Annotated in this window: 19 protein-coding genes, 1 tRNA gene and 1 pseudogene; 6 read left to right on the forward strand and 15 right to left on the reverse strand. The window is 63.3% G+C overall.

All coding sequences use genetic code 11. From position 1 onward, the window contains the following. Positions 1-18: 18 nt before the first annotated feature. The 3 genes and pseudogenes from G410_RS0104735 to mprF all read left to right on the forward strand — a co-directional run. Positions 19-95: transfer RNA gene (locus tag G410_RS0104735), tRNA-Met, on the forward strand. Positions 96-224: 129 nt separating this feature from the next. Further along, complete coding sequence (locus G410_RS17315; protein WP_156851856.1) at positions 225-398, forward strand: hypothetical protein; 174 nt, start codon at positions 225-227, stop codon at positions 396-398. A gap of 141 nt (positions 399-539) precedes the next feature. Next, a pseudogene (gene mprF, locus G410_RS17135) lies at positions 540-2,819 on the forward strand (bifunctional lysylphosphatidylglycerol flippase/synthetase MprF); the annotation flags it as partial. Between the two features lie 31 nt (positions 2,820-2,850). Here the strand turns inward: mprF and G410_RS0104745 are convergent. Next, the gene (locus tag G410_RS0104745) at positions 2,851-3,567 is read right to left on the reverse strand and encodes an AcvB/VirJ family lysyl-phosphatidylglycerol hydrolase (protein ID WP_022672505.1); all 717 of its coding nucleotides are present in this window, start codon (positions 3,565-3,567) and stop codon (positions 2,851-2,853) included. 158 nt (positions 3,568-3,725) lie between these two features. On the opposite strand from G410_RS0104745, the gene G410_RS0104750 reads away from it, so the two are divergent. Beyond that, the gene (locus G410_RS0104750; RefSeq protein WP_022672506.1) at positions 3,726-5,072 is read left to right on the forward strand and encodes an AcvB/VirJ family lysyl-phosphatidylglycerol hydrolase; all 1,347 of its coding nucleotides are present in this window, start codon (positions 3,726-3,728) and stop codon (positions 5,070-5,072) included. Positions 5,073-5,121: 49 nt separating this feature from the next. Here the strand turns inward: G410_RS0104750 and G410_RS0104755 are convergent, their stop codons facing one another. From G410_RS0104755 to G410_RS15665, 5 genes are all read right to left on the reverse strand, one after another. Further along, complete coding sequence (locus G410_RS0104755; protein ID WP_022672507.1) at positions 5,122-5,721, reverse strand: SDR family oxidoreductase; 600 nt, start codon at positions 5,719-5,721, stop codon at positions 5,122-5,124. A 236-nt stretch (positions 5,722-5,957) separates the two neighbouring features. Next, complete coding sequence (locus G410_RS17320; RefSeq protein ID WP_211214994.1) at positions 5,958-8,054, reverse strand: EAL domain-containing protein; 2,097 nt, start codon at positions 8,052-8,054, stop codon at positions 5,958-5,960. 248 nt (positions 8,055-8,302) lie between these two features. Then, on the reverse strand, positions 8,303-9,691 hold the full coding sequence (locus G410_RS15660) for a TolC family protein (protein ID WP_156851858.1): 1,389 nt from the start codon (positions 9,689-9,691) through the stop codon (positions 8,303-8,305). Positions 9,692-9,693: 2 nt separating this feature from the next. Next, positions 9,694-12,840, reverse strand: a complete 3,147-nt coding sequence (locus tag G410_RS0104770; protein ID WP_022672510.1) for an efflux RND transporter permease subunit — start codon at positions 12,838-12,840, stop codon at positions 9,694-9,696. Next, the gene (locus tag G410_RS15665; RefSeq protein ID WP_245559299.1) at positions 12,840-13,907 is read right to left on the reverse strand and encodes an efflux RND transporter periplasmic adaptor subunit; all 1,068 of its coding nucleotides are present in this window, start codon (positions 13,905-13,907) and stop codon (positions 12,840-12,842) included. The genes G410_RS0104770 and G410_RS15665 overlap by 1 nt, the downstream gene beginning before the upstream one ends. 269 nt (positions 13,908-14,176) lie before the next feature. Between G410_RS15665 and G410_RS0104780 the strand changes: the two genes are divergently transcribed. Both G410_RS0104780 and G410_RS0104785 read left to right on the forward strand, forming a co-directional pair. Beyond that, entirely contained in the window at positions 14,177-14,614 is a 438-nt protein-coding gene (locus tag G410_RS0104780; RefSeq protein WP_028971074.1) for a ferritin-like domain-containing protein, read from the forward strand. Positions 14,615-14,710: 96 nt separating this feature from the next. Further along, entirely contained in the window at positions 14,711-15,988 is a 1,278-nt protein-coding gene (locus tag G410_RS0104785) for an NAD(P)/FAD-dependent oxidoreductase (RefSeq protein ID WP_022672513.1), read from the forward strand. A gap of 3 nt (positions 15,989-15,991) precedes the next feature. On the opposite strand, the gene G410_RS0104790 is transcribed toward G410_RS0104785, so the two are convergent. From G410_RS0104790 to G410_RS0104830, 9 genes are all read right to left on the reverse strand, one after another. Beyond that, entirely contained in the window at positions 15,992-16,519 is a 528-nt protein-coding gene (locus tag G410_RS0104790) for a 2'-5' RNA ligase family protein (RefSeq protein ID WP_022672514.1), read from the reverse strand. Between the two features lie 6 nt (positions 16,520-16,525). Beyond that, positions 16,526-17,497, reverse strand: a complete 972-nt coding sequence (gene mltG / locus G410_RS0104795) for an endolytic transglycosylase MltG (RefSeq protein WP_028971076.1) — start codon at positions 17,495-17,497, stop codon at positions 16,526-16,528. 186 nt (positions 17,498-17,683) lie between these two features. Further along, on the reverse strand, positions 17,684-18,823 hold the full coding sequence (locus G410_RS18370) for a GGDEF domain-containing protein (RefSeq protein ID WP_022672516.1): 1,140 nt from the start codon (positions 18,821-18,823) through the stop codon (positions 17,684-17,686). Between the two features lie 391 nt (positions 18,824-19,214). Further along, entirely contained in the window at positions 19,215-20,474 is a 1,260-nt protein-coding gene (gene fabF / locus G410_RS0104805) for a beta-ketoacyl-ACP synthase II (protein WP_022672517.1), read from the reverse strand. A gap of 133 nt (positions 20,475-20,607) precedes the next feature. Next, entirely contained in the window at positions 20,608-20,850 is a 243-nt protein-coding gene (locus G410_RS0104810; protein ID WP_022672518.1) for an acyl carrier protein, read from the reverse strand. A 140-nt stretch (positions 20,851-20,990) separates the two neighbouring features. Next, positions 20,991-21,731, reverse strand: coding sequence for a 3-oxoacyl-ACP reductase FabG (gene fabG / locus G410_RS0104815; RefSeq protein ID WP_022672519.1), 741 nt, complete (start codon positions 21,729-21,731; stop codon positions 20,991-20,993). A gap of 2 nt (positions 21,732-21,733) precedes the next feature. Beyond that, positions 21,734-22,159, reverse strand: coding sequence for a GxxExxY protein (locus G410_RS0104820; RefSeq protein WP_022672520.1), 426 nt, complete (start codon positions 22,157-22,159; stop codon positions 21,734-21,736). A gap of 28 nt (positions 22,160-22,187) precedes the next feature. Further along, the gene (gene fabD, locus G410_RS0104825; protein WP_022672521.1) at positions 22,188-23,138 is read right to left on the reverse strand and encodes an ACP S-malonyltransferase; all 951 of its coding nucleotides are present in this window, start codon (positions 23,136-23,138) and stop codon (positions 22,188-22,190) included. A gap of 217 nt (positions 23,139-23,355) precedes the next feature. Next, positions 23,356-25,143 carry an acyl-CoA dehydrogenase C-terminal domain-containing protein gene (locus tag G410_RS0104830; RefSeq protein WP_022672522.1) on the reverse strand — a complete coding sequence of 596 codons (1,788 nt, stop codon included), beginning with the start codon at positions 25,141-25,143 and terminating at the stop codon, positions 23,356-23,358. Positions 25,144-25,177 lie beyond the last annotated feature (34 nt).

The raw sequence follows: 25,177 nt of genomic DNA on the forward strand, positions 1-25,177 counted from the left end.
CCGCGCCGGGCCCTTTGGGGCGGAGTAGCTCAGGTGGTTAGAGCAGCGGAATCATAATCCGCGTGTCGGGGGTTCAAGTCCCTCCTCCGCTACCAATTTCACGATGGCGTTTTTGCCAAAGCCTCGGCCTGGTCGGCCTAGGCCGGCCCACGCGCAATGAAGTCCTTCAAAACTTCCGATAGCGATTGATGCCGCCGTTGCGTATCAGCACGCGACTCACGTTGGTGAGCAGGCAGGCAGACGGGCTGAACGTGCAGATCGAGATGGGCGTCCTTCGTGAATTCGGGGTGCGGCACAAGACCGCGATCAGCCTGCTGGTGATGCTGGTGATAACCGCGCTCGGCCTTATGGCCGTCCATGCCCTGTCCCAGGAAATCAACGTGGCCGATCTGCGTTAACAATTGCGCACGATTGCCCCATCCCATGTGATGCTGGCGATCTTGTTTACCGCAGGCAGTTTCACCTGTCTGACCATCTATGACTTTCTGGCCCTGCGCACGGTGGGCGCCGGCCAGCCTTAGGCGACCGCGGCAAAAGGCGGCGCCTTGAGCTATGCCGTCGGAAATATGCTTGGCCTGTCGCTGCTCACGGGCGGATCGGTGCGCATGCGCATTTACCGGCAGGCAGGGGTGTCGCCGGAAAATGTCGCGCGTGTGATCGCCATTGCGGCGCTGACCTTCTGGTCGGGCATTTTCAGTCTTTTCGGGATCGTGCTTCTGCTGCGGCCGGGTGCCCTGTCGCTCGGCGGCTTTGCCGTGCCCGGGCCACTGCAGCTCGCAATGGGCGGGGTCATTTTGCTGACCCTGATGGCGGCGCTCGCCGCATCCGCACGTGGCAAAAGGCTGCTCACCCTGAACCGGTTTTCGCTGCCCCTGCCCTCGCCCGGCACGGGATTGGCGCAGCTCAGCATCGCCGCCATCGATATCGCCTGTTCCGCGGCCGTGCTGTTCGTGCTGGTGCCAGGGCTCGGCTGGGAGAGCTACCCCACGCTGCTGACCGCTTATGTAATCGCTCTGGTGATCGCCGTGCTCACCCATGCGCCGGGCGGTCTGGGGGTCTTCGAAACAATCATCCTGCTGGCGCTCCCGCAGATCGATAAATCGGACATGCTGACCGGGCTGATCGCCTATCGCCTGATCTATTATGTCCTGCCCTTCCTGCTGGCGATGGGCGTGCTGGCGGCCAGCGAGGGCGCACATATCCGGCGGCGCTTCGGCACCGTGGCGCGCGGATCACGCACTGTCGCGACATCGATTGCGCCCTTTGCCATGGGATCGCTGGTCTTCGTGGCGGGCGCGATCCTTTTGCTCAGTGGCACCCTGCCAGCGCTTCCGGATCGCCTGAAAGCGGTGGAGAGTGTCCTTCCGCTGCTGCTCGTCAACTTCTCGCACCTCGTCGCCAGCCTGATCGGCACCTTGCTGCTGATGGTTGGCTTTGGCCTGTTCCGCCGGCTCGATGCGGCGCGCCATGCCGCCAGCGGGCTGCTCCTGGCGGGCGCAGCCTTCGCCCTGCTGCGCGGGATCGACTATGAGGAAGCCGCCACGCTGCTGGCCGTGTTCGCGCTCCTGCGATGGACCGGGCCCGCCTTCTACCGCCGTACCGCCTTTTCCGCCGAGCCGCTTTCGCTTCGCTGGATTCTGGCGGTCGTCGCCGTCATTCTGCTGTCCGGCTGGCTGGGCTTGTTTGCCTATAGGAACGGGGCCTATGGCGCGGAGAACTGGTGGGAACTGGGCGTGCGCGGCGATGCCCCTCGTTTCCTGCGCGGCCTGATCCTGTCCGTGCTGGTCGCGCTGGGCTTCGCCCTCTGGCGCCTGGCCTCACCCCACCATATCCGTCTTTCCACCGGCAAATTGCCAGATGAGGTTTGGGACAAGGCAATCGCCGCCACCGATAATGCGGAGGCGCATCTGGCGCGCACGGGGGACAAGCGCTTCATCGTGTCGCAGGATGGCAGCGCGTTTCTGATGTACCAGGTGCAGGGCCGCAGCTGGATCGCCATGGGTGATCCCTTCGGCCCTGCCGAGCGCTGGAGCGGCCTGATGTGGCAACTGCGCGAGGTGGCCGATCGCGAGCAGGGGCGCGCCGTCTTCTACCAGCTGTCCGCAGCCGCCCTGCCCCATGTCATCGATCTTGGCCTTGGCATCATGAAACTGGGCGAGGAAGCGCGCGTGGACCTGACCAGTTTTACGCTGAGCGGTGCGGCCCGCAAATCGCTGCGCAACACCTATGGCCGGATGGAGCGCGAAGGGCAGCGGTTCGAGGTGATCGAGGGCGATGCCTTGCTGGCCGAGATGGATGCCCTTCGCGCGGTGTCCGACAGCTGGCTATCGGCCAAGAAGCAGCGCGAGAAACGCTTCAGCCTGGGACGGTTCGATCCGGCCTATATCGGCGGCGCGCCGGTTGCCGTGGTGCGCAACGACGCAGGCAGCATCACCGCCTTTGCCAATCTATGGACGCTGCCGGGCCGCGAAGAGCTCTCCATAGACCTCATGCGCCACGCACCGGATGCGCGCAGCGGATCGATGGACTATCTGTTCGTCAGCATATTTCTGTTGGGGCAGAGCCAGGGCTATCGGTGGTTCAACCTGGGCATGGCGCCGCTTTCCGGCATCGAGAACCGGCGGCTTGCCCCGCTCTGGGCGCGCGCGGCGGGCCTGCTCTATCATCATGGCGAGGTGCTTTACGGCTATGAGGGTCTGCGCGCCTATAAGGAGAAATTCCATCCCATATGGCGCTCGCGCTATCTGGCCGCACCGCGGGGATTGCCCATGGCCCAGGCGTTGATCGATACGACCTTGTTGGTTTCCGGCAAACCCTAGGGCTGTTTCCCGCCAAGCCCTTGGCCGCGCATTAACGTGCCCGTTTGGCAATTTGCCGTTCAAGCGTCTCGTAAACCGCGTCGGGATCGTCATTCAGATAATGACCGCCGGGCAAGGCGATATCGTTGATATTGGACCGATGCAGCAGCGGACAGAGCGAATGTTCTTCCCTCACGCCATGGATGCAGGCGGCGGACACCCAGTCCAGCTGCCGTGCCGTCGGCAGGGCCGGACGATCCGGTTTCATCCAGTTGAAAATCTCGGCGGGGCTGGCCCTCAGAAACACCGTGTCTGTCGGAACGATAAGGGCGACGAAGGCGACGTGGTCCCGCAATTCCGGCGACATGGCCGGCAGCGCGAGCTGCAAGGCATCAGCGCCGAAAGACTGGCCGACCAGAACGACGGTCCGCACACCGAATTGCCGCATGGTGCGACGGGTGAGCAGAGCGATTATATCCTCCACCTGCTCTGGCGTGCGGCGGTGGCGGAAATAGGTCAGCGAGTTGAAGCCCAGCACCGGAACGCCATCGGCGGCGAACCGCGCGGCGATTTTTGGCCCCATGCCGGCGTTGAAGCCCATGTCTCCCGACAGAAAGGCGACGGCATAATCGGCCTTTGGCGCGTCCGCCGCCGCTGGAACCGGCGTGAAAGGATCGCTGGAGAAATAACCGAGATAGCCCAGATACCCCCCGCCGCCGATGGCGAGGGTCAGCAGCGCGGCACCCGTCCAGCCCAACAGCCTTTTCATGCGCCGATTTCTCACGACACGGCACCTTCGGGCAGCCAGTCGTCGCCGGGGCGAGGCGGGCGCTTAAGCTTATCGGCATGGCATTTCATATCAGCACCCTTGTCAGGCATCTTCGGCCGGTGTCTTGCAGATCATCCAATCGCGCAGAGGGGAAAAGGATGCGCCTGCTTCGGCACTTCTGGTTCATAGCGCTGCTGGCGGCGGTTCTGGCCGTTCTCGCAGTCATCTGGTGGCCCGGTTCGTCGTCCGCCAGGCAAAGCATCTATGCCTATGGCCCCGTGGGCAAGGTGTACCTGACGCAGCCCGAGGGCAACCCGCAAGGAATGGCCATGCTGGTCTCCGGCCGCGCCGGCTGGACCTTGCAGGAAGACCGGTTGGCGCGCGACCTATCGAATATCGGCATAATCGTCGCGGGGGTGGACGCACGGCTTCTGGTTCAGCGCTCCGCCAAGGCCAGCGTGCGGCAGAAGTTTTCCTGTCTGAACTTTTCCAGCCAGCTGCATGCGGTGGGCAAAGATGTGCAGCACCGGCTGAACCTGGATCATTATATCCAGCCGGTTCTGCTGGGCGTCGGCGAAGGCGGAGCACTGGCCTATATCGCCCAGGCACAGTCCGGGAATGGCTTTTATCAGGCAGCGATGTCGATCGGCCTGCCGAAATCGGTGGACATGCCGATGCGCGGATGCGGCAAAACGACCGCGCGTACGGCGGGGCCGGATGGCTATATGCTTGCTGCGCTGCCCAAGGCCGATCAGCCGTGGTTCGTGGTCCTTGACGGCGGCGGAGATCCGATGTCCGATTTCGTGCGGAAAGTGGGCGGCGGCAAGCTGATCGGGCCACGCCAGATCGCCGGTACGCTGATGCCCGTTTTGCAGGATGCCGAAGCCGACGATATGCCCGGCGGACTGCCCATTACGGAAATTCCCGCCACGGCTGCTGGCAATCCCAGGCTGATGGCCATCCTCTATTCCGGCGATGGCGGCTGGGCCGGGCTGGACCGAGATATCGCCGCCGAGCTTGCCCGGCGCGGCATTCCTGTCGCCGGTATGAGCAGTCTGAAATATTTTTGGACCGCCCGCACGCCGCAGCAGAGCGCCACCGACCTTCAAACCATGATGGACCATTACAGCCAGAAATGGGGCCGCAACGAGATATTGCTGGTGGGGTACAGCTTCGGTGCGGACGTCCTGCCCTTCATCTACGATGCGCTGCCGCCGGAGCGACGGAAGCAGATCATACGGGTTGGGATGATCGGTTTTTCCGACAATGCCGATTTCCAGTTCCATCTCGACAACTGGCTGGTGGCTAAGGATGCCGCCAGTCGCCCCACCTTGCCGGAAGTCGCGCGCATGGCTGGCAGCGTCCTGTGCATCGGCGGCTTGAAAGACAGCGACAACGCCTGCCCCCGCATCACCAACCCATCGGTACGCAAAGTCACCCTGCCGGGCGATCATCACCTCAATGATGATGCCGGCAGGATCGTCGACAGCCTGCTCGAACGCTAGATCGCCGAGGAACGGGCGATGTGGCGCGCGCGCCGGATACTCTTGGTGATTACATCTTGCTGTCCATGAGGAACACCGCATTCGCCCTGGCTGGATCCGTCGTGGACTGCGCCAGTACGGCTGCCACGTCTCCGCGATGGGCCTTGCCCTTGGGATCGACATCGTCACCGAGGCGAATATTGCGCTCGCCATCCTCTTCGGTCAGCGTGACGGGGCGAACGATGACATATTCCAGGCCGGACGCCTTGAGATGCTCATCGGCTTCATGCTTTGCCTGCAGATAATGGGCCAGATCGGAACTGGGATCGGGCTTCCCGGCGCCGATGGAACTGAGCATCACGAACCGTTTCACGCCTTGCTTGGCAGCAAGATCGATAAGGGCTTTGGCACCGTCGCGGTCGACCTTGTCGGTCATATCGGCGCCCGTGTGACCACCCGAACCAGCCGCGAAGACCACGATGTCCGCATCCCGGCAGACATCGGCGGACAAATTCGTCAGATCGGCCTGCCGCGTCTCGATGCCTTCCGGCAGTTTCGAGAGATCCGAGGATTCCCGCACCATCGCAATGGGATAATGGCCGATCTCTTTGAGTTGTCGAGTGAGCCTGGCACCGGTATTTCCGGTGGCTCCGGCGATCAGAATGTTCATGGTCTGCAGGTCCTTGTTGCATGGAGAATGGCCGGAGAGCTCCGGCGTCGCCCATGCAATGGCTGACCCGCTTATTCGTTGCCCAAATGCGCGGCTTTGTCGATTATATGCCTGATCGGCACAGCCGCTGACGCCTTGATCCTGGATGCTGGAAAGCGGTGGCCGGAGCAGGCGAAAAGGGCATGCAGGACCTCACGCCATAGGCCGATAGCCTGCCCGAACGGAGTGGTCGCGGTTCAGGCTGCCGCGCGGACCGACAGGCTTTCCTCGTCGCATAACAGCGCGCGAAGCTGGGACGTGATGGCGTCGCCGTCGGCAGCGGCGAAATCGAAGCCGCTGTCGGCCGCATAATGACCGAATTTTTCCGCCGACGCTTCGTTCTGGCCAACAAATGCCATGGCCCAGCCCGGAAAGACGCGCGTTTCGACCGGACCGAAGGACAGCAACTGAACCTCGCCATGCCGCTCGTCGCGCTGGATATGTTCGAATACGGTCTCGATGGCCGCCTGGCCGCCTTCCAGAACCTGCGCGAACAGACCATCGGTGAACATCAGGGCGCCGGTGATACCGGCGGCCGCATTGTTGCGCTGCGATGTCGCCAGAATCTGATCGACCGTGCTGCGCACCTCCTCGTCCAGGCCCATCACCATGTTGCGACTATAATAGACAAGACGATACAGATCCGTTGCCACGATCGGACGCGCCTCTGCCGGTTCCGGATCGCCCAGAATGTCGTCCAGCCCCACGGGCGTCGTCGCCAGCCGCTCCAGCATGGACGAAATCTCGTCAGCGGGAACAGGGCGACTGAACAGATATCCCTGCGCCGAACCGCAGCCGCTCTCGGTCGCCTGATCGAGCTGCGCGGCCGTCTCCACGCCTTCCGCGATGGTCGTCATGCCCAGATGGCTGCCGATCGCGGTGATCGCGCTGATAATGCCCTTGCTCTTGATCGGGTCCATCGAGCGGATGAAGCTCTGGTCAATCTTGATCGTGTGAAATGGAAAGCTTTGAAGGTAGCTCAGCGAGGAATAACCGGTCCCGAAATCGTCCATCGAAATCTTGATGCCGAGTTCGCGCAGCGCGTACAGCGTGGCCACACATCCCTCGACGTCGGACATCAGTACGCTTTCGGTGATCTCCATTTCGAACCGTTCCGGCGGTAGACCGCTGCTGGCGAGCGCGTTGAGCACCGTGTTGGTCAGCTTGCCGCTTGCCAGTTGCTTGGCCGATACATTGACGGCAACGGGGATCGCCGTGCTCCAGCTGGCGGCATGTTCGCAGGCCTGGCGAATGACCCATTCACCGATCGGGATGATCAGCCCCGTCTCCTCGGCTATGGGAATGAATTGGGCGGGAGTGACGATCCCGCGTTCCGGATGGCGCCAGCGAATCAGGGCCTCCATGCCAGTCACCGTGCGCGTCTTCAGGTCCATCTGCGGCTGATAATAAAGCTCGAACTGCCGAAAGGCGAGCGCACGGCGCAAATCCACCTCCAGCGCGCGGCGTTCCTGCATGGCGGCGTCCATCGATGGTTCGAAGAAGCAATATTGACCGCGGCCAGCGCGCTTGGCCCGGTACAGGGCTATATCCGCCTGTTTCATCAGGCCGATCGCATCCTCCGCCTCGCCGCGCAGCGCCACGCCGACGCTGGCACCGATGTCGATCATATGGCCATCGATCACATAAGGGCGGCCGATCAGTTCGACCAGGCGCTTGGCGAGCATTTCGGCGCCGAACGGCTGCTCGGCGTCGCATTGCAGCACCACGAATTCATCGCCGCCGAACCGTGCCACACGGTCGGATTTGCGCAGGGCCGATGTCAGCCGCTCCGATACCTTGCGCAAAAGCGTATCGCCAACCGGGTGGCCCAGGGTGTCGTTGACCGTCTTGAAGTGATCCAGATCGACCATGATCAAAGCCGATTGCGTCCTGCTCTCGAAGGCGCGCTCAAGCTCTGGAAGAAAGGATCCGCGATTGCCCAGTCCGGTCAATATATCGAAGTTGGACGAGGCATGTGCCCGGTTCTGCCCCTCGATCCATTCTGTCACCTCATGCAGATGACAGACGGCGCCCGCACCGGCGAGCGGGCGAACCACGAGCGAATAATGTTTCTCGCCAAGCATGATCGTCTCGCCCTTGCCAAAGAACAGGTCCGGCTCGAGGGAGAAAAGATCGTGAAAGGTGCAAGCAGCGCCCTGGTCCGCATCCACGGCCGCCCAGAAGCTCGCATTGGCATTGATGATCCGATTGGCGCCATCCAGTAAAGCCACGCCGGTCGGCAGGGCATCCAGCATCATGCTTTGGTCAAACGGCAAATTTTTCAGATCAGCCACGTCGTTATCATATTCCATAGTTCTTGCCGTCGATGCATGCATGCATGCGCCTCAGGTCGTTAATAATCGTTTATGAGGGTCGGCGGCCGGCCCGCCGGCCATGCCCGTCGGCATTGACCCCGATGAACCTTACGTTCCATCCGATCAGATAGTTTCGCCCAGTTCACCGATGCCAACGCGCGGCACGAAGCGTGCCGCATGCCGGGCGCCGCACGGTGAGTGTCGTCAGCGTGCCGTGGACGCGCTGCTCAGTCCGCGGTGATCGGCGGCGCTTCCGGCATGTTGGGCGCACCGACGGCGCGGTACATGCGGATGATGGCGCTCGCCAGATCGGCCTGCGCATCGACATAATCCTGGCGGCTGGAGATCAGCTGGCGCTGCACATCGAGCACTTCGAACAGGGATGTCAGGCCTTCGCGGTACAAGGCGTTGGATTGATTGAACGCCACCTCGCTCTGGTCGATCGCACCGGCCAGCGCGTCCAGACGTTCCTCATAGCTTTGAATCGCAACCAGCGAGGTCTCGACCTCGGCCAGTATCTGCAGCAGCAGCTGACGATAATCATACAGGCTGGCCTCGGCCAAGGCTTCGGCAGAGCGAACTTCCGCGCGGCGGCGACCGCCATCGATCAGCGGTATATCCAGAACGGCGGTCAGCGTGGCGATAATCGAAGAGACAATGCTGACCGACCCCAAGGCGTCGAAGCCGATCTGCCCCGGAATGACCAGGCTGGGATAAAGATCGGCGCGCTCGATCCCCACGGCGGCGCCTGCCGCGGCAAGATTGGCCTCGGCAACCAGAAGATCGGGGCGGCGGCGCACCAGATCCGTCGGCACCCCCCGCGGCGGGCCACCGGCATATTCGGGGATACCGCCATCATCGTCCGGCAAGCTGATCCCGGTGGAGGCCGGTTCGCCGATCAGGACGGCCAGACTGTTCAGCGCATCGGCCCGTGCCAGATCGATCAGGCCGCGCTGCGCCTGCGTGCGCGCCAGATCGGCGGCGGCGCGGCGCACGTCCAGATTGGCGGACAACCCCGCCTCGTAACGCAGCGTGACGATGTTGAGCGTGCGTTCCTGCAGCGCGCTGGACTGGGCGAGCAGATCGAGCCGTTCCTCGCTGCGCTTGAGTTCGATATAGGTCAGCGCCACGGAGGCGGCGATCAGGCGGCGCGCGTCGGCCAGCTGATAGGCCGCGCCCTGCGTTCGCGCGAGCTGCTGCGCAATCTCCGCCGACAGCCGGCCATTGATGTCCGGATTGAACGACCCCGCCAGACCCGCTGCAGCGCGCAGATCATTGTTGTTGCCGCGAAAGCCGCCATCGGCGCCTGCCTCGGCAAAACCGTCCAGCTGCGGCAATCGGTCGCTGCGTTCCGCGTCGAGCAGCGCGCGGGCGGCCATCAGCCTTTGCCGGGTCGCCGCGATATCCAGATTTTGCGCCAGCGCACGATCGACCAGACGGTTGAGTTCCCGGTCGCCAAAGCCCCGCCACCACAGCTCCGCCTCGCCCGGCGACGGACGGTAGGCCGCCGAAAAATCTGCCGACAAGGCGGTCTGCGCTGCCGCCGGGGCTGGCGACTGCGGCGTGGCACAGGCGGCCAGCAGGCATAGCGGGGCCGGTAGAAGAAAGCGCGCCATCCTCATGCCGGTGCCCCCGCGCCCGGCAGCATCCCGTCCTCCCGCGCTTCGGCCAGTTCCTCACGCAAGCGGGACAGGTCCTGCGTCTGCGGTTTGCTGAACTGCGCGATCAGAAGATAGATCACCGGCGTCAGGAACAAGGTGAACAGCCCCGCCAGACCCAGCCCGCCGAAGATGACCCAGCCGATGGATTGCCGCGCTTCCGCCCCTGCCCCGCTGGCGATGATCAGCGGCACCGCGCCGACCACGGTGGAGATGAGCGTCATCGCGATCGGGCGCAGACGGATGGCGGCGGCTTCCTGGGTGGCTTGCCGCAGACTGCGGCCCTCCAGCCGCAGCTGGTCGGCGAATTCCACGATCAGAATGCCGTTCTTGGCCATCAGGCCGATCAGCATGACCAGCCCGATCTGCGAATAGATGTTGAGCGATATGCCGGACAGGGAAAGCGCAAAGACCGCCGCCGCCAGCGCGAACGGCACGGTCAGCAGCACCACCAGCGCGCTCGTCAGGCTTTCGAACTGCGCCACCAGCACCAGAAACACGATGACGAAAGCAAAGATATAGGTGAGCAGCAGATCGCTCGACGTTTCCTCCAGCGTCTGCGCATCGCCCTGCAGGATCATGTCGATATCCTCGGCCACGCTTTGGTCGGTCAATCGCTCGATCTCCGTCACCGCATCGGCCAGGGTCACGTCCGGATCGATATCGGCCTGCACCTCGATCGCGCGGCGCTGCTCGGTGCGGTCCAGCTCGGCCGCGATGCCTTCCTCGCGGATGCTGGCGACGGTGGACAGCGGCACCAATCCGCCACTTTGGGTCCGCACGAACAGATTGCCCAGATCGGCCGGGTTGGCGACCGATACGGTTTCCGAGGACAAGAGGATCGGGATCGCCTGATCGTCGACATTCAGATCCACCACCTCGTCCCCGCCGACCATGGCGCGCAGGGTGGCCGCCAGATCATCCAGATCGATGCCGAGATCGGCGGCGCGCTCGCGATCGATCTGCACGGATAGCTGCGGCTGGGTCGGCTGATAGCTGATTTCGCTCTGCGACAGAATATCGGAACGGGTGTCGATCGCCTCGGACAGTTTGAGCGCGGAGCGATAGATACGGTCATAATTGCTGCCGGTCAGCGCCACCTCGATGCGGTCCCCGCCCCCGCCGCCGACATTCAGCGAACTCTGGCCGCGCGCGCTGGCGCGCGATCCGGGGATCTCCTTCAGCGGATCGCGCAGCGAATCCACGATCTCGCGCTGGCTGCGGTCGCGCTGGCTCCAGTCGGCCAGCGTCGCATCGACCCGGATACGGTTGGGATCATATCGCCCGACGATCGAGAAGCTGGAGACGATCTCCCCGCTGTCGATCAGCGGCTGCAACACCTGTTCGATCTCATCCATCTCACCCTGCATGAAATCGATGCCCACGCCGTCCGGCCCGCTGGCATCGACGATGATGCTGCCCCGGTCCTCGTCCGGCACCAGTTCATTGTCGAGCGTGCCGTAAAGGAGCGCCGCCGCGCCCGCCGCCAGCACCGCGACGCCCAAAGTGAGTTTCGGCCTGTCCAGACAGTGGTTCAGGATGCGCTCGTAACGCGCGTTCAGCCATCCACCCCACGCGCCCAGACGGCGCGAGATGGCGCCTTCCTCCTGCTTCGTTCCATCTTCCTGCTCCTGCGGCACCAGATGCAGCCGGGCAGCCAGTGCGGGCACAAGCGACAGGGCGACGAAGGAGGAAATAATCACCGACAGCGCAAGCACAAAGCCGAATTCGCGGAACAGTCGCCCGGCCTCGGACGGCAGAAAGCTGATCGGCACGAACACCGATACCAGCACCGCCGTGGTGGCGATCACCGCGAAGAAGACCTGCCGCGTGCCGATGACCGCTGCCGCCTTGCGGCCCAGCCCCTTGCCCTGCAATCGCTGCGCATTTTCCAGCACCACGATGGCGTCATCGACAATCAGCCCGGTGGCCAGCACCAGCGCCAGGAGGGTGAGCAGATTGATCGAAAAGCCCAGGAGCCAGATGCCCGCCAGCACGCCGATCAGTGCAACCGGGATGGTGGCGCTGGGAATGATGGTCGCCTTCCATTGGCGGAAGAAAAGCAGGATGGTCAGGATCACGATGGCGATGGTGAAGCCCAGCGTGATCAGCACCTCCTCCACCGAGACGCGGATGAACTCGGCATCGTCGGAGATGACGGAAATCTTCAGATCGTCGAACCGCCCGTTGAGCCTATCGACCGACGCATTGACCGCGTCCGATATCTCGATGGTGTTGCTGCTGGCCTGCCGCACCACGCCCAGCCCAATGATCTGCTCGCCGTTCAACCGCACGAAATTGGTGGCATCGGCGGGCGCGAAATAGACCTCGGCCACGTCGCCGATGCGGGTATTGGCGTTGATCGCGACATTCTTGATCAGCGCGGGCGTTGCGGCATTCGCCTCGGCCCGCACGACCAGCTCCTGCGCTTCGGAGCGAAAGCTGCCAACTGGTACATCGAACGGCGCGCTCTGCAGCGCTTCGGACACATCGGCGATCGTCAGGCCATAGCGGTTGAGGCGGATCGGATCGATCGCCACACGCATCTGCCGGATCCGCGCACCGAACTGATCGATGCTGGCCACGCCGTCCGCGGCCAGCAGTTCGGGCACGATATCATTGTCGATGATGCGGGTCAGCTCGGCCTCGTCATGGACGCGGCTGGATATGGCCAGACGCATGATCGGCTGCGCATCGTTATCGGCCTTGACCACCCGCAGCTGCTCGACGCGGTCCGGCAGGTCGCGCTGCACGCGGCTCACCGCTTCGCGTACATCGCTGGCCGCGGTATCCAGATCGGTGCCGGGATAGAATTCCACGCGGATACGGCTGTTGTTTTCCTCGCTGGACGACCGGATTTCGCGCACCCCGGTCACGCGGGCGGCGGCGTCTTCCAAAATGGAGGTGACCTCGCTGTCCATGGTTTCGGGCGCCGCGCCGGGGAAATTGGCGGTTACCGACACGACCGGTCGATCGATATCGGGCAGCTCGCGCACTTCGATGCCGAACAGCGCCGCCAGACCCGCGATCACGATCAGCAAGTTGAGCACGGCGATCAGCAGCGGCCGCTTGACCGCCAGCATGGGAAGATCGGACTTTTCCTCCATCAGCGCGCAGGTGCGGCGCGCGCGGGGCCGGCCCCAGAACCGGCCCCTGGACCGGTCTTAGTCAGCTGCGCATCGATAGGCTTGGCGCGGTCCCGGCTAATCACGCGAACCTTGCTGCCGTCCCGCACCTTCTGCGCCCCTTGCGCAATGATGGTGGCGCCGCGCGGCAAGGCCGCGTCGACCAGCGCCATTCCCTGCCGGCGCGACAGAATGGTCAACGGCACGCGCCGCGCGGTGCCATTGTCCACGCGGAACAGATGCGCGCCTTCGCTGCCCCAGATAATGGCCTCTTCCGGCACGGCGGGCATTGCGCGCCCTTCCAGATCCAGATTGATGCGAAAGCTCATGCCCGGGCGCAGCGTATCGCCGGCATTGGGCACGCGGGCGCGCACGGTGAAATTGCGCTCATCGCTGGAAATGATGGTGTTGCGATCGCGCACCTCGGCCTCAAAAGTGCGGTCCGGCATCGAATAGGGGGTGATGCTGACCGCGCGGCCCGGCGTCATCGCGTCGTACACGCTCTCCGGTGCCTGGAAATCCACGAACAGGGTGGACCGGCGATCGAGCTGTGCAATCAGGGTGCTGGTCGTCACCCGGTCGCCCACATCCGCTTCGGTAAATCCGATATTGCCCGAAAAGGGCGCGCGCACCGTGCGTTGATCGAGCGCCAGCTTGGCCTGCCGCAGCTGAATCTGCGCGGAGACCAGCGCGGTTTCGCCCTGCTCGATCTGGCTGTCCGACAGGGCGCCGGTATCCTCGATCCGGCGATACCGCCCCAGCAACTGCTCCGCCTCACGCACGGCATTCTGCGCCAGATCGACGGCCAGCTGCTCCTCGCGCGATTCCAGTCTAACCAGCGGCGCGCCTTCGCGCACATAATCGCCGCCGTCGAACAGCACCGCCGTGACGATGCCGTCGCTGCGTGCGAACAGCTCCGCCGAATCCTGCGCGCGCGCGGTTCCGATCGCTTCGATCTGGCGTTGCTCTGGAAGATAGGACACCGCCTGCGCGGTCACCGTCACCGCCTCTTCGCCTGCGTCCCTTTCCTTGTCGGCAGCGCAACTCATGAGCAGAAGGCAGCAGGAAAGCTTGCAGAATGTGGGGAACGCATGCGGCATGGCCACTGGACTAAGCATCGTTCGCGCCATGGCAATAGCGCTGTCACCTGAAGGCCCATGTTCGGCCAGCATCCGGCAGGGCGGAATGGTGCCCGACGATCTGAAAGGGTGGCGGTTACGGCGGCGCGTGCCGGGCGTGCGACATAACCTTTGTTTGCCCGGCACCCATTGCCCCGCGCCCACGTTTCATCAGCTCAACAAGTATGGAGTTCAATATCATGGCAGACGGTCTCAAAACGCTAGAAACCCTCACCGACACCGCGTTCGACAGCGCAATCGGATATGAAAAGGCCGCCGAAAAGGCGACCAACAGCGGTCTCAAGACCACCCTGATCGAACAGGCCGGCAAGCGCCGCCAGACGGTCGCCACGCTCAATGCGGAAATTCAGCGCCTGGGCGGCACGGCCCGGACCGACGGCAGCACGCTGGGTGCGGCGCACCGCGCGTTCACCTCGCTTGCCGATGCCTTTGGCGATTCCAATGAGCGCGCTGCCGAACGTGTGGAAGAGGGCGAGGATTATATCGAGAAGAAATTCCGCGAGGCCCTGGAAGACAAGTCCTTCACGCCGGAAACCCGCGCCGTGATCGAGGCTGCGCACCGCGAAATCAGCGAAGGCGAGCGTCTGACCGATCGTCTGGAAGCACAGTTCGACTGATCCAGTCCGGATAGCTACTTTTTCGCCCGCGATCGGCAACGGTCGCGGGCGTTTCTGTGTCCATCGCGGGCGCGGTCAAGCCAGGTCTTGCAACATATGGCTGCGCGCTGCATCACCGGCGCCATGGACAGCGATACACTTCAAGAGCGCTACGATATCGTCATCGTCGGCGCTGGGCATGCCGGTGCGCAGGCGGCCATCAATCTTCGGCAGGCCAAGTTCGAAGGTACGATTGCGCTGCTCGGGGATGAACGCGCCCTCCCCTATGAGCGGCCACCGCTCAGCAAGGAATATCTTGCCGGCGACAAGCCGTTCGAACGCATCATGCTGCGGCCCGAAGCCTTCTGGGCGGAGCGCCATATCGCGTTTCATGGTGGCGCGCGCGTGGCCAGCATCGATTCCATGGATCGCACGCTGCGGCTGGCCGATGACCGGACGGTGGGTTTCGACAAGCTGATCTGGGCCGCCGGTGGCAGCCCGCGCATGCTGCCCTGCCCGGGCGCACAAGCCGCCAATGTCCACGCCATCCGCCGCAAGCGCGATGTCGACGTTATTCGGCAGGATCTCGGCGCGGCCGAGCGTATCGTGATCGTCGGCGGCGGCTATATCGGCCTGGAAACGGCGGCGGTGATGCGCAAGCTGGGCAAGCAAGTGACCGTGCTGGAATCGCTGGACCGTGTGCTGGCGCGCGTGGCCGGCCCGCTCCTGTCCCGCTTTTACGAGGCCGAGCATCGCGCGCAAGGCGTCGATCTGCGGCTGGATTCCACGCTGGAGATGTTCGAAACGGATGAGCGCGGACGCGCGGTGGCGGCCATTCTGACCAGCGGCGAAGCTATTCCCATGGACATGGCCGTGGTCGGCATCGGTATCGTGCCGGAAGTCGGGCCGCTGATCAGTGCGGGCGCGGCAGGCGGCAATGGTGTGGATATCGACAGCCAGTGCCGCACCAGCCTGCCCGATGTCTATGCGATCGGCGACTGCGCGGCGCATGGCAATCCCTATGCGGACGGCGCGCATATCCGGCTGGAATCGGTGCAAAACGCCAATGACATGGCCAAGGTGGCGGCGATGAGCATCGTCGGCACCCCGATCGATTATGACGCGGTGCCCTGGTTCTGGTCCAATCAATATGATCTGAAGTTGCAGACGGTGGGCCTGTCGACCGGGTTCGATCAATGCGTGCTGCGCGGCGATCCTGCCGAGCGCAGCTTTTCCCTCGCCTATCTGCGCGGCGGACAGCTGATCGCGCTGGACTGCGTCAATCGGACCAAGGACTATGCGCAGGGGCGTGCGCTGGTCGCGGCAGGCGCGATGCCCGATCCCAATGAGCTGGCCGATGGTGAGCGCACCCTGAAAGACGTCGCGCTTCTCTAGACCCTAGCGCCCGCGAAAGCTGTACCGGCCGATCGCTTCCCAGGGGCCGCCGCGATAATAGAAGCTGGCCAGACCGGTAATGGCAAAAGGGCGCGGCTCGAACCCGGCCGAAAGCTCGGCATGGAGCGCCTTGGATTCCTTGGGCGTCACCTTGTTCTGCACGGTCACATGCAAGCGCGGGCGCGCCTGATCCTGCGGGGTCAGCAGCCCGCGAAATCGGTCCGCCAGTTCGTCCCGCATGGCCAGCAGCTCCGGGCTGTCGATGCGATAGGCCACGCCCTTGCCCAGATGCATGACCTCGCTCAGCCGCGCTCCGGGCGGCGGGTAATCCGCCGCCATAGCGGCCAGCGCCTGTGCAATCTCGCGCGCGCAGGCAGGCGGCAGATGGTGAAACAGCGTGACATGCGCATCCAGATAGTTGCGCTCGGGAGGAAAGTAGCGCTGCCGCAGGCCATTGGCCCAGGCGAAATCCTCCGCTCCCATCAGGGCGGTGACGATGATCGGGGCGGCGGCGGGCGCTTCCTCAGTCATAGTGACTTACATCTCCCCGCGCTGACGGCGGATGGCATACCATTTGGCGACATTGGCGTTGTGCTCATCCAGCGTTCTGGCGAAGACATGGCCGCCCGTGCCATCGGCCACGAAATAGAGCGCATCGCTGTCCGCAGGATGCAGCACCGCCTCTATCGACGCGCGCCCAGGATTGGCGATCGGCCCCTGGGGCAGCCCGGTCATGGCATAGGTGTTGTAGGCGTTCACATCCGCAATCTCGGACTGGCGAATGCGGCGGCCGAGCGGCTTGCCCTTGGTGATGGGATAGATGATCGTGGGATCGGCCTGCAGCATCATGTTCTGCCGCAGCCGGTTGGAGTAGACGGCGGCCACCGTGGTGCGCTCTGCCGACAAAGCGGTTTCCTTCTCCACGATCGATGCCAGCGCCAGCGCCTCCTGCGGCGTCTTGACCACGATGTTCGGATCGCGCTTGGGCCATAGCTCGGCCATCGTCTTGGTCATCGCTTCCTGCATGCGCTCCAGCACCGCCGCACGCGGCTCGCCGCGTTGAAAGCTGTAGCTTTCCGGCAGAACGGAGCCTTCGGGCGGCACCGGAACGTCACCGGTCAGCAGCGGTTCGGCCATCAGCGTATCGCGCACCATGACGGACGGCATGCCCTCCGGAATGGTGACGAGCCGGTTCAGCACATCGCCGCCCTGCAAGATGTCCATTACCGCGCTGTTGCTGGATTTGGCCGGAATGAAGAACTCGCCCGCCTTGATCGCCGCGCCGCCGCCCAGCAGGCGCGCCCGGTTGAGAAAGGCCTCGGCGGACTTGATCGCGCCCGCCTCTTCCAGCGTCTTGGCCGCTCTGGTGAGCGTGGAGCCCTCCTTGATGACGACCGTGAGATCCTTCGGCGCTGGGCCGTCGGCGGTCCAGCCATAGACGAAATTGCCGCCCACGAAGAGCGCGATACCGATGGCGAGAACGAGGATAAAGAGACCGATTTTGCGCATGAGGAATTCTGTAGCGGCAATGCGCAAGGGCGCAAAGCATCTTGGCAAGCCGGCGTTGCGCCAGCGCCCAAACGCAGCCACTCGGTCGCGTCGGCTTTCCAGTCAGGTCTGCGTTCTGATATCGATCGGTCCGGCTTCCGTCGGTTTTTTGCCGAAGAGCGACCTCTCAGCCTGATCGGCGCCGCCCTATTTGGGCTCCACAAATGGGCCAAGCTTGGCGGAAGCGCGTGAAGGCGATGGGTGGGGCTGGAAACCGCCACCATTTCGTTTGATCTCATAGCTGGCCGCGTCGGCTTCGCGCATCAGGGCGTTGAGCGATGCCGTGCTCAACGGGGCAATACTGAAACCAAGGCTGAGGCCCAATGTGATCGGTCGACCGGTGCCGACATCATAAGGTTCTGTCAGCTGCCGATGAATGTTTCCCGCAAGTGCCCCTGCATCGGACTGGCGGTCGGAAACCGGCTGCAAGACCACGAATTCGTCCCCGCCGACGCGGGCGGCCGCATAATTTTGCCCGACGAGCTGCTGCAGCCTCTCGGCGATGGCTTTCAGCAGAATGTCCCCGGTGGCATGGCCGAATTGGTCGTTGACCGCCTTGAAGCCGTCCAGATCGAAGGCGTGGACCGCTATGAGCCCATTGTTACCATGCGGCAGCGCGTCGAATGCTTCGCGTAATCCCAAACGGTTTTGCAGCGACGTGAGGGGATCGAGCCTGGCCAGATTGGCCATCTGCAGACGCATGGTAATCAGGCGGCGATCATTGCCGTAAATATGCCAGATCGTCTCCAGGGCGATCAGTAGAAACAGCGCAAAGACGGCGATGATCAACAGCCGGGCGTCCTGCAGGAATATCAAAGCGGACGCAATTGCAGGCACGGCGGCGATGGTCACGGCGCTCATCGCGATCAATGGCCGCGCCGAAATACGCGTGGCGACGCCCGCGCAATATCCAAATAGCAGCGCGGTTCCAACGACGTGCAACTGGAGGGCGGGCAGCGAAAACAAAAGCGCGCAGAGGGCACCGACCGGCCCCGCCATGCACCATGTGGTGATCGCATGGCCAAGTTCGAACCGTTTGACGGCTGCGTCCGAGGACGGGCGAACGACCATCGCGCGCCGATGAAAGCGGATCAGCAAGATCTTGAGGGCGGTGGCCATGATGCCGACGACGGTAATGCCAATCGCAACAGCGGCGCCGGTCTTGCTGTAGGTATAAAGGCCGATGCCGGCAAAAATTGCCCCGATCGCCGCTGTCGGCAGCACATTATCTGCCAGGGCCGACACCAGGGCCCGGTAGACATCGATCGGTTCGGTGTGACGCCGCATCAGCTTACCATCATTGTTCCGAAGAGCGTCTTGCTACCACGGGGCCTGTTTAGGATTGTTTAAGTGGCATCGGCGGCGCTTTCGGCAGATGGGCGCGAATCTGCCAGAACAGTATCTCCGCTGCACCCATGGCCCCGCAGAAGGGCTGTGGAGACCGCATCGAGAAGGGTTCAAACTCGCAACGCAGAAGCGCAAATGGCCATCAATTGAGCCGTTCGCAAAACGTCAGCCGGGCACGAACGACGACCTAGAGGCTATCGTTTCGCGCAGGTCTTGCGATCACGAACCTGCACATGCCAGACCCACGAAAGCACCCGGTCAGCAAGCTGGATCCAGTGGGACTGAAAAGCAAAAGCCCTTCAGTCCTCGCCTGAAACAGACTGCCTGACGATCAGACCCGTGTCATGATCAGGCTGGCATTGGTGCCGCCGAAGCCAAAGCTGTTGTTCAGCACCGCGCGCACCTCGCGCTCCTTGGCGACGTGCGGCACCAGATCGACACCCTCGCAGCCCTCGGACGGGTGATCGAGATTGAGCGTTGGCGGCACGATCTGGTCGCGCATGGCCAGGATGCAGAAGATGCTCTCCACCGCGCCCGCGCCGCCCAGCAGATGGCCGATGGCGGACTTGGTCGAGCTCATCGACATTTTCTTCAGATCGTCGCCGAACAGGCGGCGCACCGCGCCCAGCTCCAGCTCGTCGCCCAGCGGCGTGGAGGTGCCGTGCGCGTTGACATAATCGATGTCTTCCAGGCTGAGGCCGGACTTTTTCAGCGCCATTTCCATCGAACGGAATGCGCCGGAGCCTTCCGGATGCGGGGCGGTGACGTGATAGGCATCGCCCGACAGACCGTAGCCGATCACCTCGGCATAGATCTTCGCGCCGCGCGCCTTGGCATGCTCATATTCTTCCAGGCAGACGACGCCGGCGCCCTCACCCATCACGAAGCCGTCGCGGTCCTTGTCATAGGGGCGCGAGCCTTTTTCGGGCGCATCGTTGAAATTGGTGCTGAGTGCGCGCGCCTGCGCAAAGCCGGCAATGCCGATCGGGCAGATCGCGCCTTCCGCGCCGCCCGCCAGCATCACGTCCGCATCGCCATCACGGATCATGCGCGCGGCATCGCCGATGGAGTGGGCGCCCGTGGAACAGGCGGTGACGACGGCATGGTTCGGCCCCATCAGGCCATATTTGATCGAGACCTGGCCGGAGATCAGATTGATCAGGCGGCCATGGACGAAGTGCGGCGAGACGCGGCTGGGGCCCTTGCGGTCCAGCACGAGCGATTCGCTCTCGATGCCCGGCAGGCCGCCAATGCCCGATCCGATCGAGCAGCCCATGCGATAGCGCTCTTCCTCGCTCGCGTCGGTCAGCCCGGCATCTTCCAATGCCTGCCCGGCGGCATCGATGCCGTAGACGATGAACGGATCGACCTGGCGCTGCACCTTGTGATCGACACGCAGGTTCGGATCGAAGCCATATTCATGGTCCGCCGGCTTCACTTCGCATGCGATGCGGCATTTATAGTCCGTCGCATCGAAGCGCGTGATGGTTCCCGCGCCGGATTTGGACGCCAGAATATTTTTCCACGCGGTTTCCACGTCCGCCCCCAAAGGCGTGACCAGCCCAAGCCCCGTTACGACGATCCGACGCATGCGTTATTCCTCATTCCCATTCACTCGGCGCGCAGCCATGGCCCGCGTGCCGCAAACTAAAACGGCCCCCCGCCCGTTGCCGGATCGGAGGGCCGCATTGATAGCATCACCGTCAGGCGGCGACCATCGGCCGTCAGGCGGCCTTGACGTTCCGGATGTAGTCGATCGCGTCCTTGACGGTCGTGATCTTCTCGGCGGCGTCGTCAGGAATCTCGACGTTGAACTCTTCTTCGAAGGCCATCACGAGCTCGACGATATCAAGGCTGTCCGCGCCCAGATCGTCGATGAAGCTCGCATCCTCGGTTACCTTGTCGGATTCGACGCCGAGATGTTCGACTACGATCTTCTTTACGCGTTCGGCAATATCATCACTCATGGAATGAGCCCCTTCATGGTCTGAAAACTTGTGTCACGGATTGCCCTACTTGGGCGCTGCCCGCTGCGCAAGAGGCCCCGCGATCTGCGCAGCCACAACGGACAACGCCTCGGCGCGCGCATGGGGTCCATGCTGGCACGTTACAGCATGGCCATGCCGCCGTTGACGTGCAGCGTCTCGCCGGTGACATAGCCGGCTTCACGGCTCGCTAGATAGGTGACGGCAGCGGCAATGTCCGCGCCTTCGCCCAGGTCGCCTGCGGGAATCTTGGTCAGCAGCGCGCTTTTCTGCGCGTCGGGCAGACCGTCCGTCATGTCGGACCGGATGAAGCCGGGCGCCACGCAATTGACGGTGATGCCCCGGCTCGCCAGCTCCTGCGCCAGCGCCTTGGACATGCCGACCATCCCGGCCTTGGCCGCCGCATAATTGGCCTGCCCCGGATTGCCGGTCGCGCCCACGATGCTGGTGATGGAGACGATGCGCCCGAAGCGCGCCTTCATCATCGGACGCGCAGCGGCGCGGCACAGACGGAACGCGGCCTCCAAATTGACGCGCAGCACATCGGACCATTCCTCGTCCTTCATGCGCATCGCCAGATTATCGCGCGTGATGCCGGCATTGTTGACCAGGATATCGAGCTTGCCGAGCTTCTCCACCGCAGACGGCACCAGCGCGTCCACCGCAGCGCCATCGGACAGGTTGCACGGTAGGCTGACATGGCCATCGCCTTTCAGCGTACCGCGCACCTCGTCCAGCTTGCCCTCCCGCGTGCCGGACAGCGCAATCGTCGCGCCCTGCTCGGCGAGCGCGGCGGCGATGGCAGAACCGATACCGCCGCTGGCCCCGGTTACAAGGGCGGTCATGCCGCTAAGGTCGAACATGGTCATTCTCCTTTTTGATTCACGCGAAGTCGCGAAGACGCGGAGGGCGTGTAATTGTTCACGATACGGCGCAGCCCTTCCTTGAGGGTCGCGCCACCAAAATTTACGAGCAGCCCGAGCGGTTGTCCGGTAAGCTTCAGGTAGGTCAGCAATTGTTTTGCATGCGCCGCATGCAGTTTTTCAACCGATTTGATTTCAATGAGTAAAATGTTGTCGACCAGCAGGTCGATCCGAAACGCTGCGTTGAACGACAATCCCCGATAATCGATATCGACCGGCTTTTGCCGGTCAATCCTGTGGCCGCGCCGTTCCAATTCAGCAGCAAGGATCATTTCATACACGCTTTCCAGCAAACCCGGCCCAAGATCGCGATGCAAATGAAACGCAGCGTCGACGACATCTTCAGCAATTGCCTCAAGGTCGGACATCTTCGCGCCTTTGCGTCTTCGCGAGAACCTATATACCCTTAATCAGCGCCTCGATATCGTCCATCCCCTGCACGCTCAGCACCTGAGCATCGGGCGCGATGCGGCCGACCATGGGGCCGACGACCTTGCCGCCGATCTCCACGAAATACTCTGCGCCCGCGTCGTGCATGGCGGCGACGCTTTCGCGCCAGCGCACGCGGCCCGTCACCTGATCGACAAGGAGGGTGCGGATCACGTCAGGGTTCGACGTCGCCTCCGCCGTGACATTGGCAAAGAGCGGCACGTCCGGCGCAGTGATCGCGGTATCGGCCAGCGCCTTTTCCATCGCCTCGGCAGCGGGCTGCATCAACGGGCAGTGGAACGGCGCGGAGACGGGCAGCAGAACGCCGCGCTTGATGCCCCAGCGCTCCTTGTCGTCCTTCACCATGGCCACCGCCCGTTCGATCGCGCCCTTATGGCCGGAAATCACGACCTGGGTGGGATCATTATCGTTCGCGACGGTACAGATCTCCCCTTCCGCCTCGGCAGCTTCGGCAAGGTCTTCGGCTTTGGCGACATCGGCGCCGAGCAGCGCGGCCATCGCACCCTCACCCACCGGCACGGCACGCTGCATCGCCTGCCCGCGCAGTTTAAGCAGCCGTGCGGTTTCGCCCAGCGGGATCGCTCCGGCGGCGCACAGCGCGCTATATTCGCCCAGCGAATGCCCGGCCACGCAGCCGGCGACATCGGCCAGCTTCACGCCGCCCTCCTTCTCCAGCACGCGCAGCACGGCCAGGGACAGCGCCATGATCGCGGGCTGGGCATTTTCGGTGAGCATCAGCTCATCCGCCGGGCCGTCCTTCATGAGCGCGAACAGCTTCTGGCCGAGCGCGTCGTCGACTTCCTCGAACAGTTCGCGGGCATGGGGGCTGGCGGCGGCCAGGTCTGCGCCCATGCCGACCTTCTGGCTGCCCTGTCCGGGGAAAATGAATGCGCGCATCGCTCGTCCTGTTCGCTCTGTAATGGGAGCGGTGGGTTAGGACGCGGATCGAGCGAGTGCAAGACCGGTGGGATCGTGCGAGGCGTGCCCCCCGGATAGGACAACGCCCCGGCCCGTTCGACTGGAACGGGGCCGGGGCGTCGTCTTTACCTTCTGACGCAGGACGTCAGCGATTTCAGGCTGCCGCTTTACCTTCTGACGCAGGACGTCAGCGATTTCAGGCTGCCGCGAACATCTCCGGCTCCAGATCCATCAGGCTGTCCGCGCCCGCTTCGATCTTGCGGCGCAGCGCGCCGGCATCGGGCATGATCCGCTCGGCAAAGAAGCGCGCGGTGATCAGCTTGGCTTCGGCGAACTTGTCACCTTCCATGCCAGCGGCCGCCTTGGCCATGCGCAGCCACATCAGACCGAGCGCGACGATGCCGAGGATGTGCATATAGCTATGCGCACCGGCGCCGACATTGTTGGGATTGCTCATGCCGTTCTGCATGAACCACATGGTCGCCGCCTTCAGCTCGCCATTGGCCTTTTCCAGACGCTCGGCGAAATCCTTCACCGCCGCTACGTCCTTGGCATCGGCGCATTCGGAATCGACCAGCGCGAAGAATGCCTGAATGGCGCGGCCATTGTTCTTGGCCAGCTTACGCCCGACCAGATCCATGGCCTGCACGCCATTGGTGCCCTCATAGATCATGGCGATCCGCGCATCGCGAACATATTGCTCCATGCCCCATTCCTGGATGTAGCCATGGCCGCCATAGACCTGCTGCATATTGGTGGCGATGTCATAACCCTTGTCGGTGCCATAGCCCTTGATGACCGGGGTCAGCAGGCTGATCAGGTCGTCGGCCATTTCCTTGTCTTCGTCGCTCACCGCCTTGTGCGTGAGATCGACCTGCAGCGCGCCCCAGATGCACAGGGCGCGAAGGCCTTCGGTCAGCGCCTTGGCTTCCATCAGCATGCGGCGCACATCAGGATGCACGAACAGCGTGTCGGCCTTTTCGGACGTGTCTTCCGGCCCGGTCAGCGCACGGCCCTGACGGCGATCCTGCGCATAGGCGACCCCGTTCTGGAAGGCGACTTCCGCCACGCCCAGACCCTGAAGACCCACACCAAGCCGTGCGGCGTTCATCATGATGAACATGGCGGCCAGACCCTTGTTCTCTTCGCCGACCATATAACCGGTCGCGCCGTCATAGTTCATGACGCAGGTCGAGTTGCCGTGGATGCCCATCTTGTGCTCGATCGAGCCGCAGCTGACCGGATTGCGCTCGCCCAGCGAGCCATCCTCATTCACCATCACCTTGGGCACGATGAACAGCGAGATCCCCTTCACGCTGTCGGGCGCATCCGGCGTCTTGGCCAGCACCAAATGGATGATATTGTCGGTCAGGTCATGCTCGCCCGAGGAGATGAAAATCTTGGTGCCGGTGATGGCATAGCTGCCATCGTCATTTGGCACGGCCTTGGTCCGGATCAGGCCCAGATCGGTGCCGCATTGCGGCTCTGTCAGGTTCATGGTGCCGCCCCATTCGCCGGACACCATCTTGGGAACATATTTTTCCTTCTGCTCCTGCGATCCCTTGGCCAGGATCGCGGAAACGGCGCCGTGGGTCAGGCCCGGATACATGGCAAAGGCCATGTTGGCGCTGGTCATATATTCCTCGAACGCCATCGCCATCACATGCGGCAATTCCTGTCCGCCGAATTCCACCGGCGTGGCCAGCGTGCCCCAGCCGCCTTCGCGGAACTGCGCATAGGCTTCCTTGAAACCCTTGGGCGTGGTCACGCTGCCATCTTCATGGCGCGTGCACCCTTCCTGATCGCCGCTCTGGTTGAGCGGAAACAGCACTTCACTGACGAATTTGCCGCCTTCATTCAGAATGGCTTCCACCATGTCGGCGGAAGCGTTCTCGAAACCGGCCAGGTTCGAATAGCGATCGAGGCCGACGACATGGTCGAGGATGAAACGGGTGTCCTGCACTGGGGCGCGATATTGAGGCATGGGGGAATTCTCCGGCTAAGGTCGTTTGATAAAA

This window comes from Novosphingopyxis baekryungensis DSM 16222 (assembly GCF_000420305.1).
Lineage (GTDB): Bacteria > Pseudomonadota > Alphaproteobacteria > Sphingomonadales > Sphingomonadaceae > Novosphingopyxis > Novosphingopyxis baekryungensis.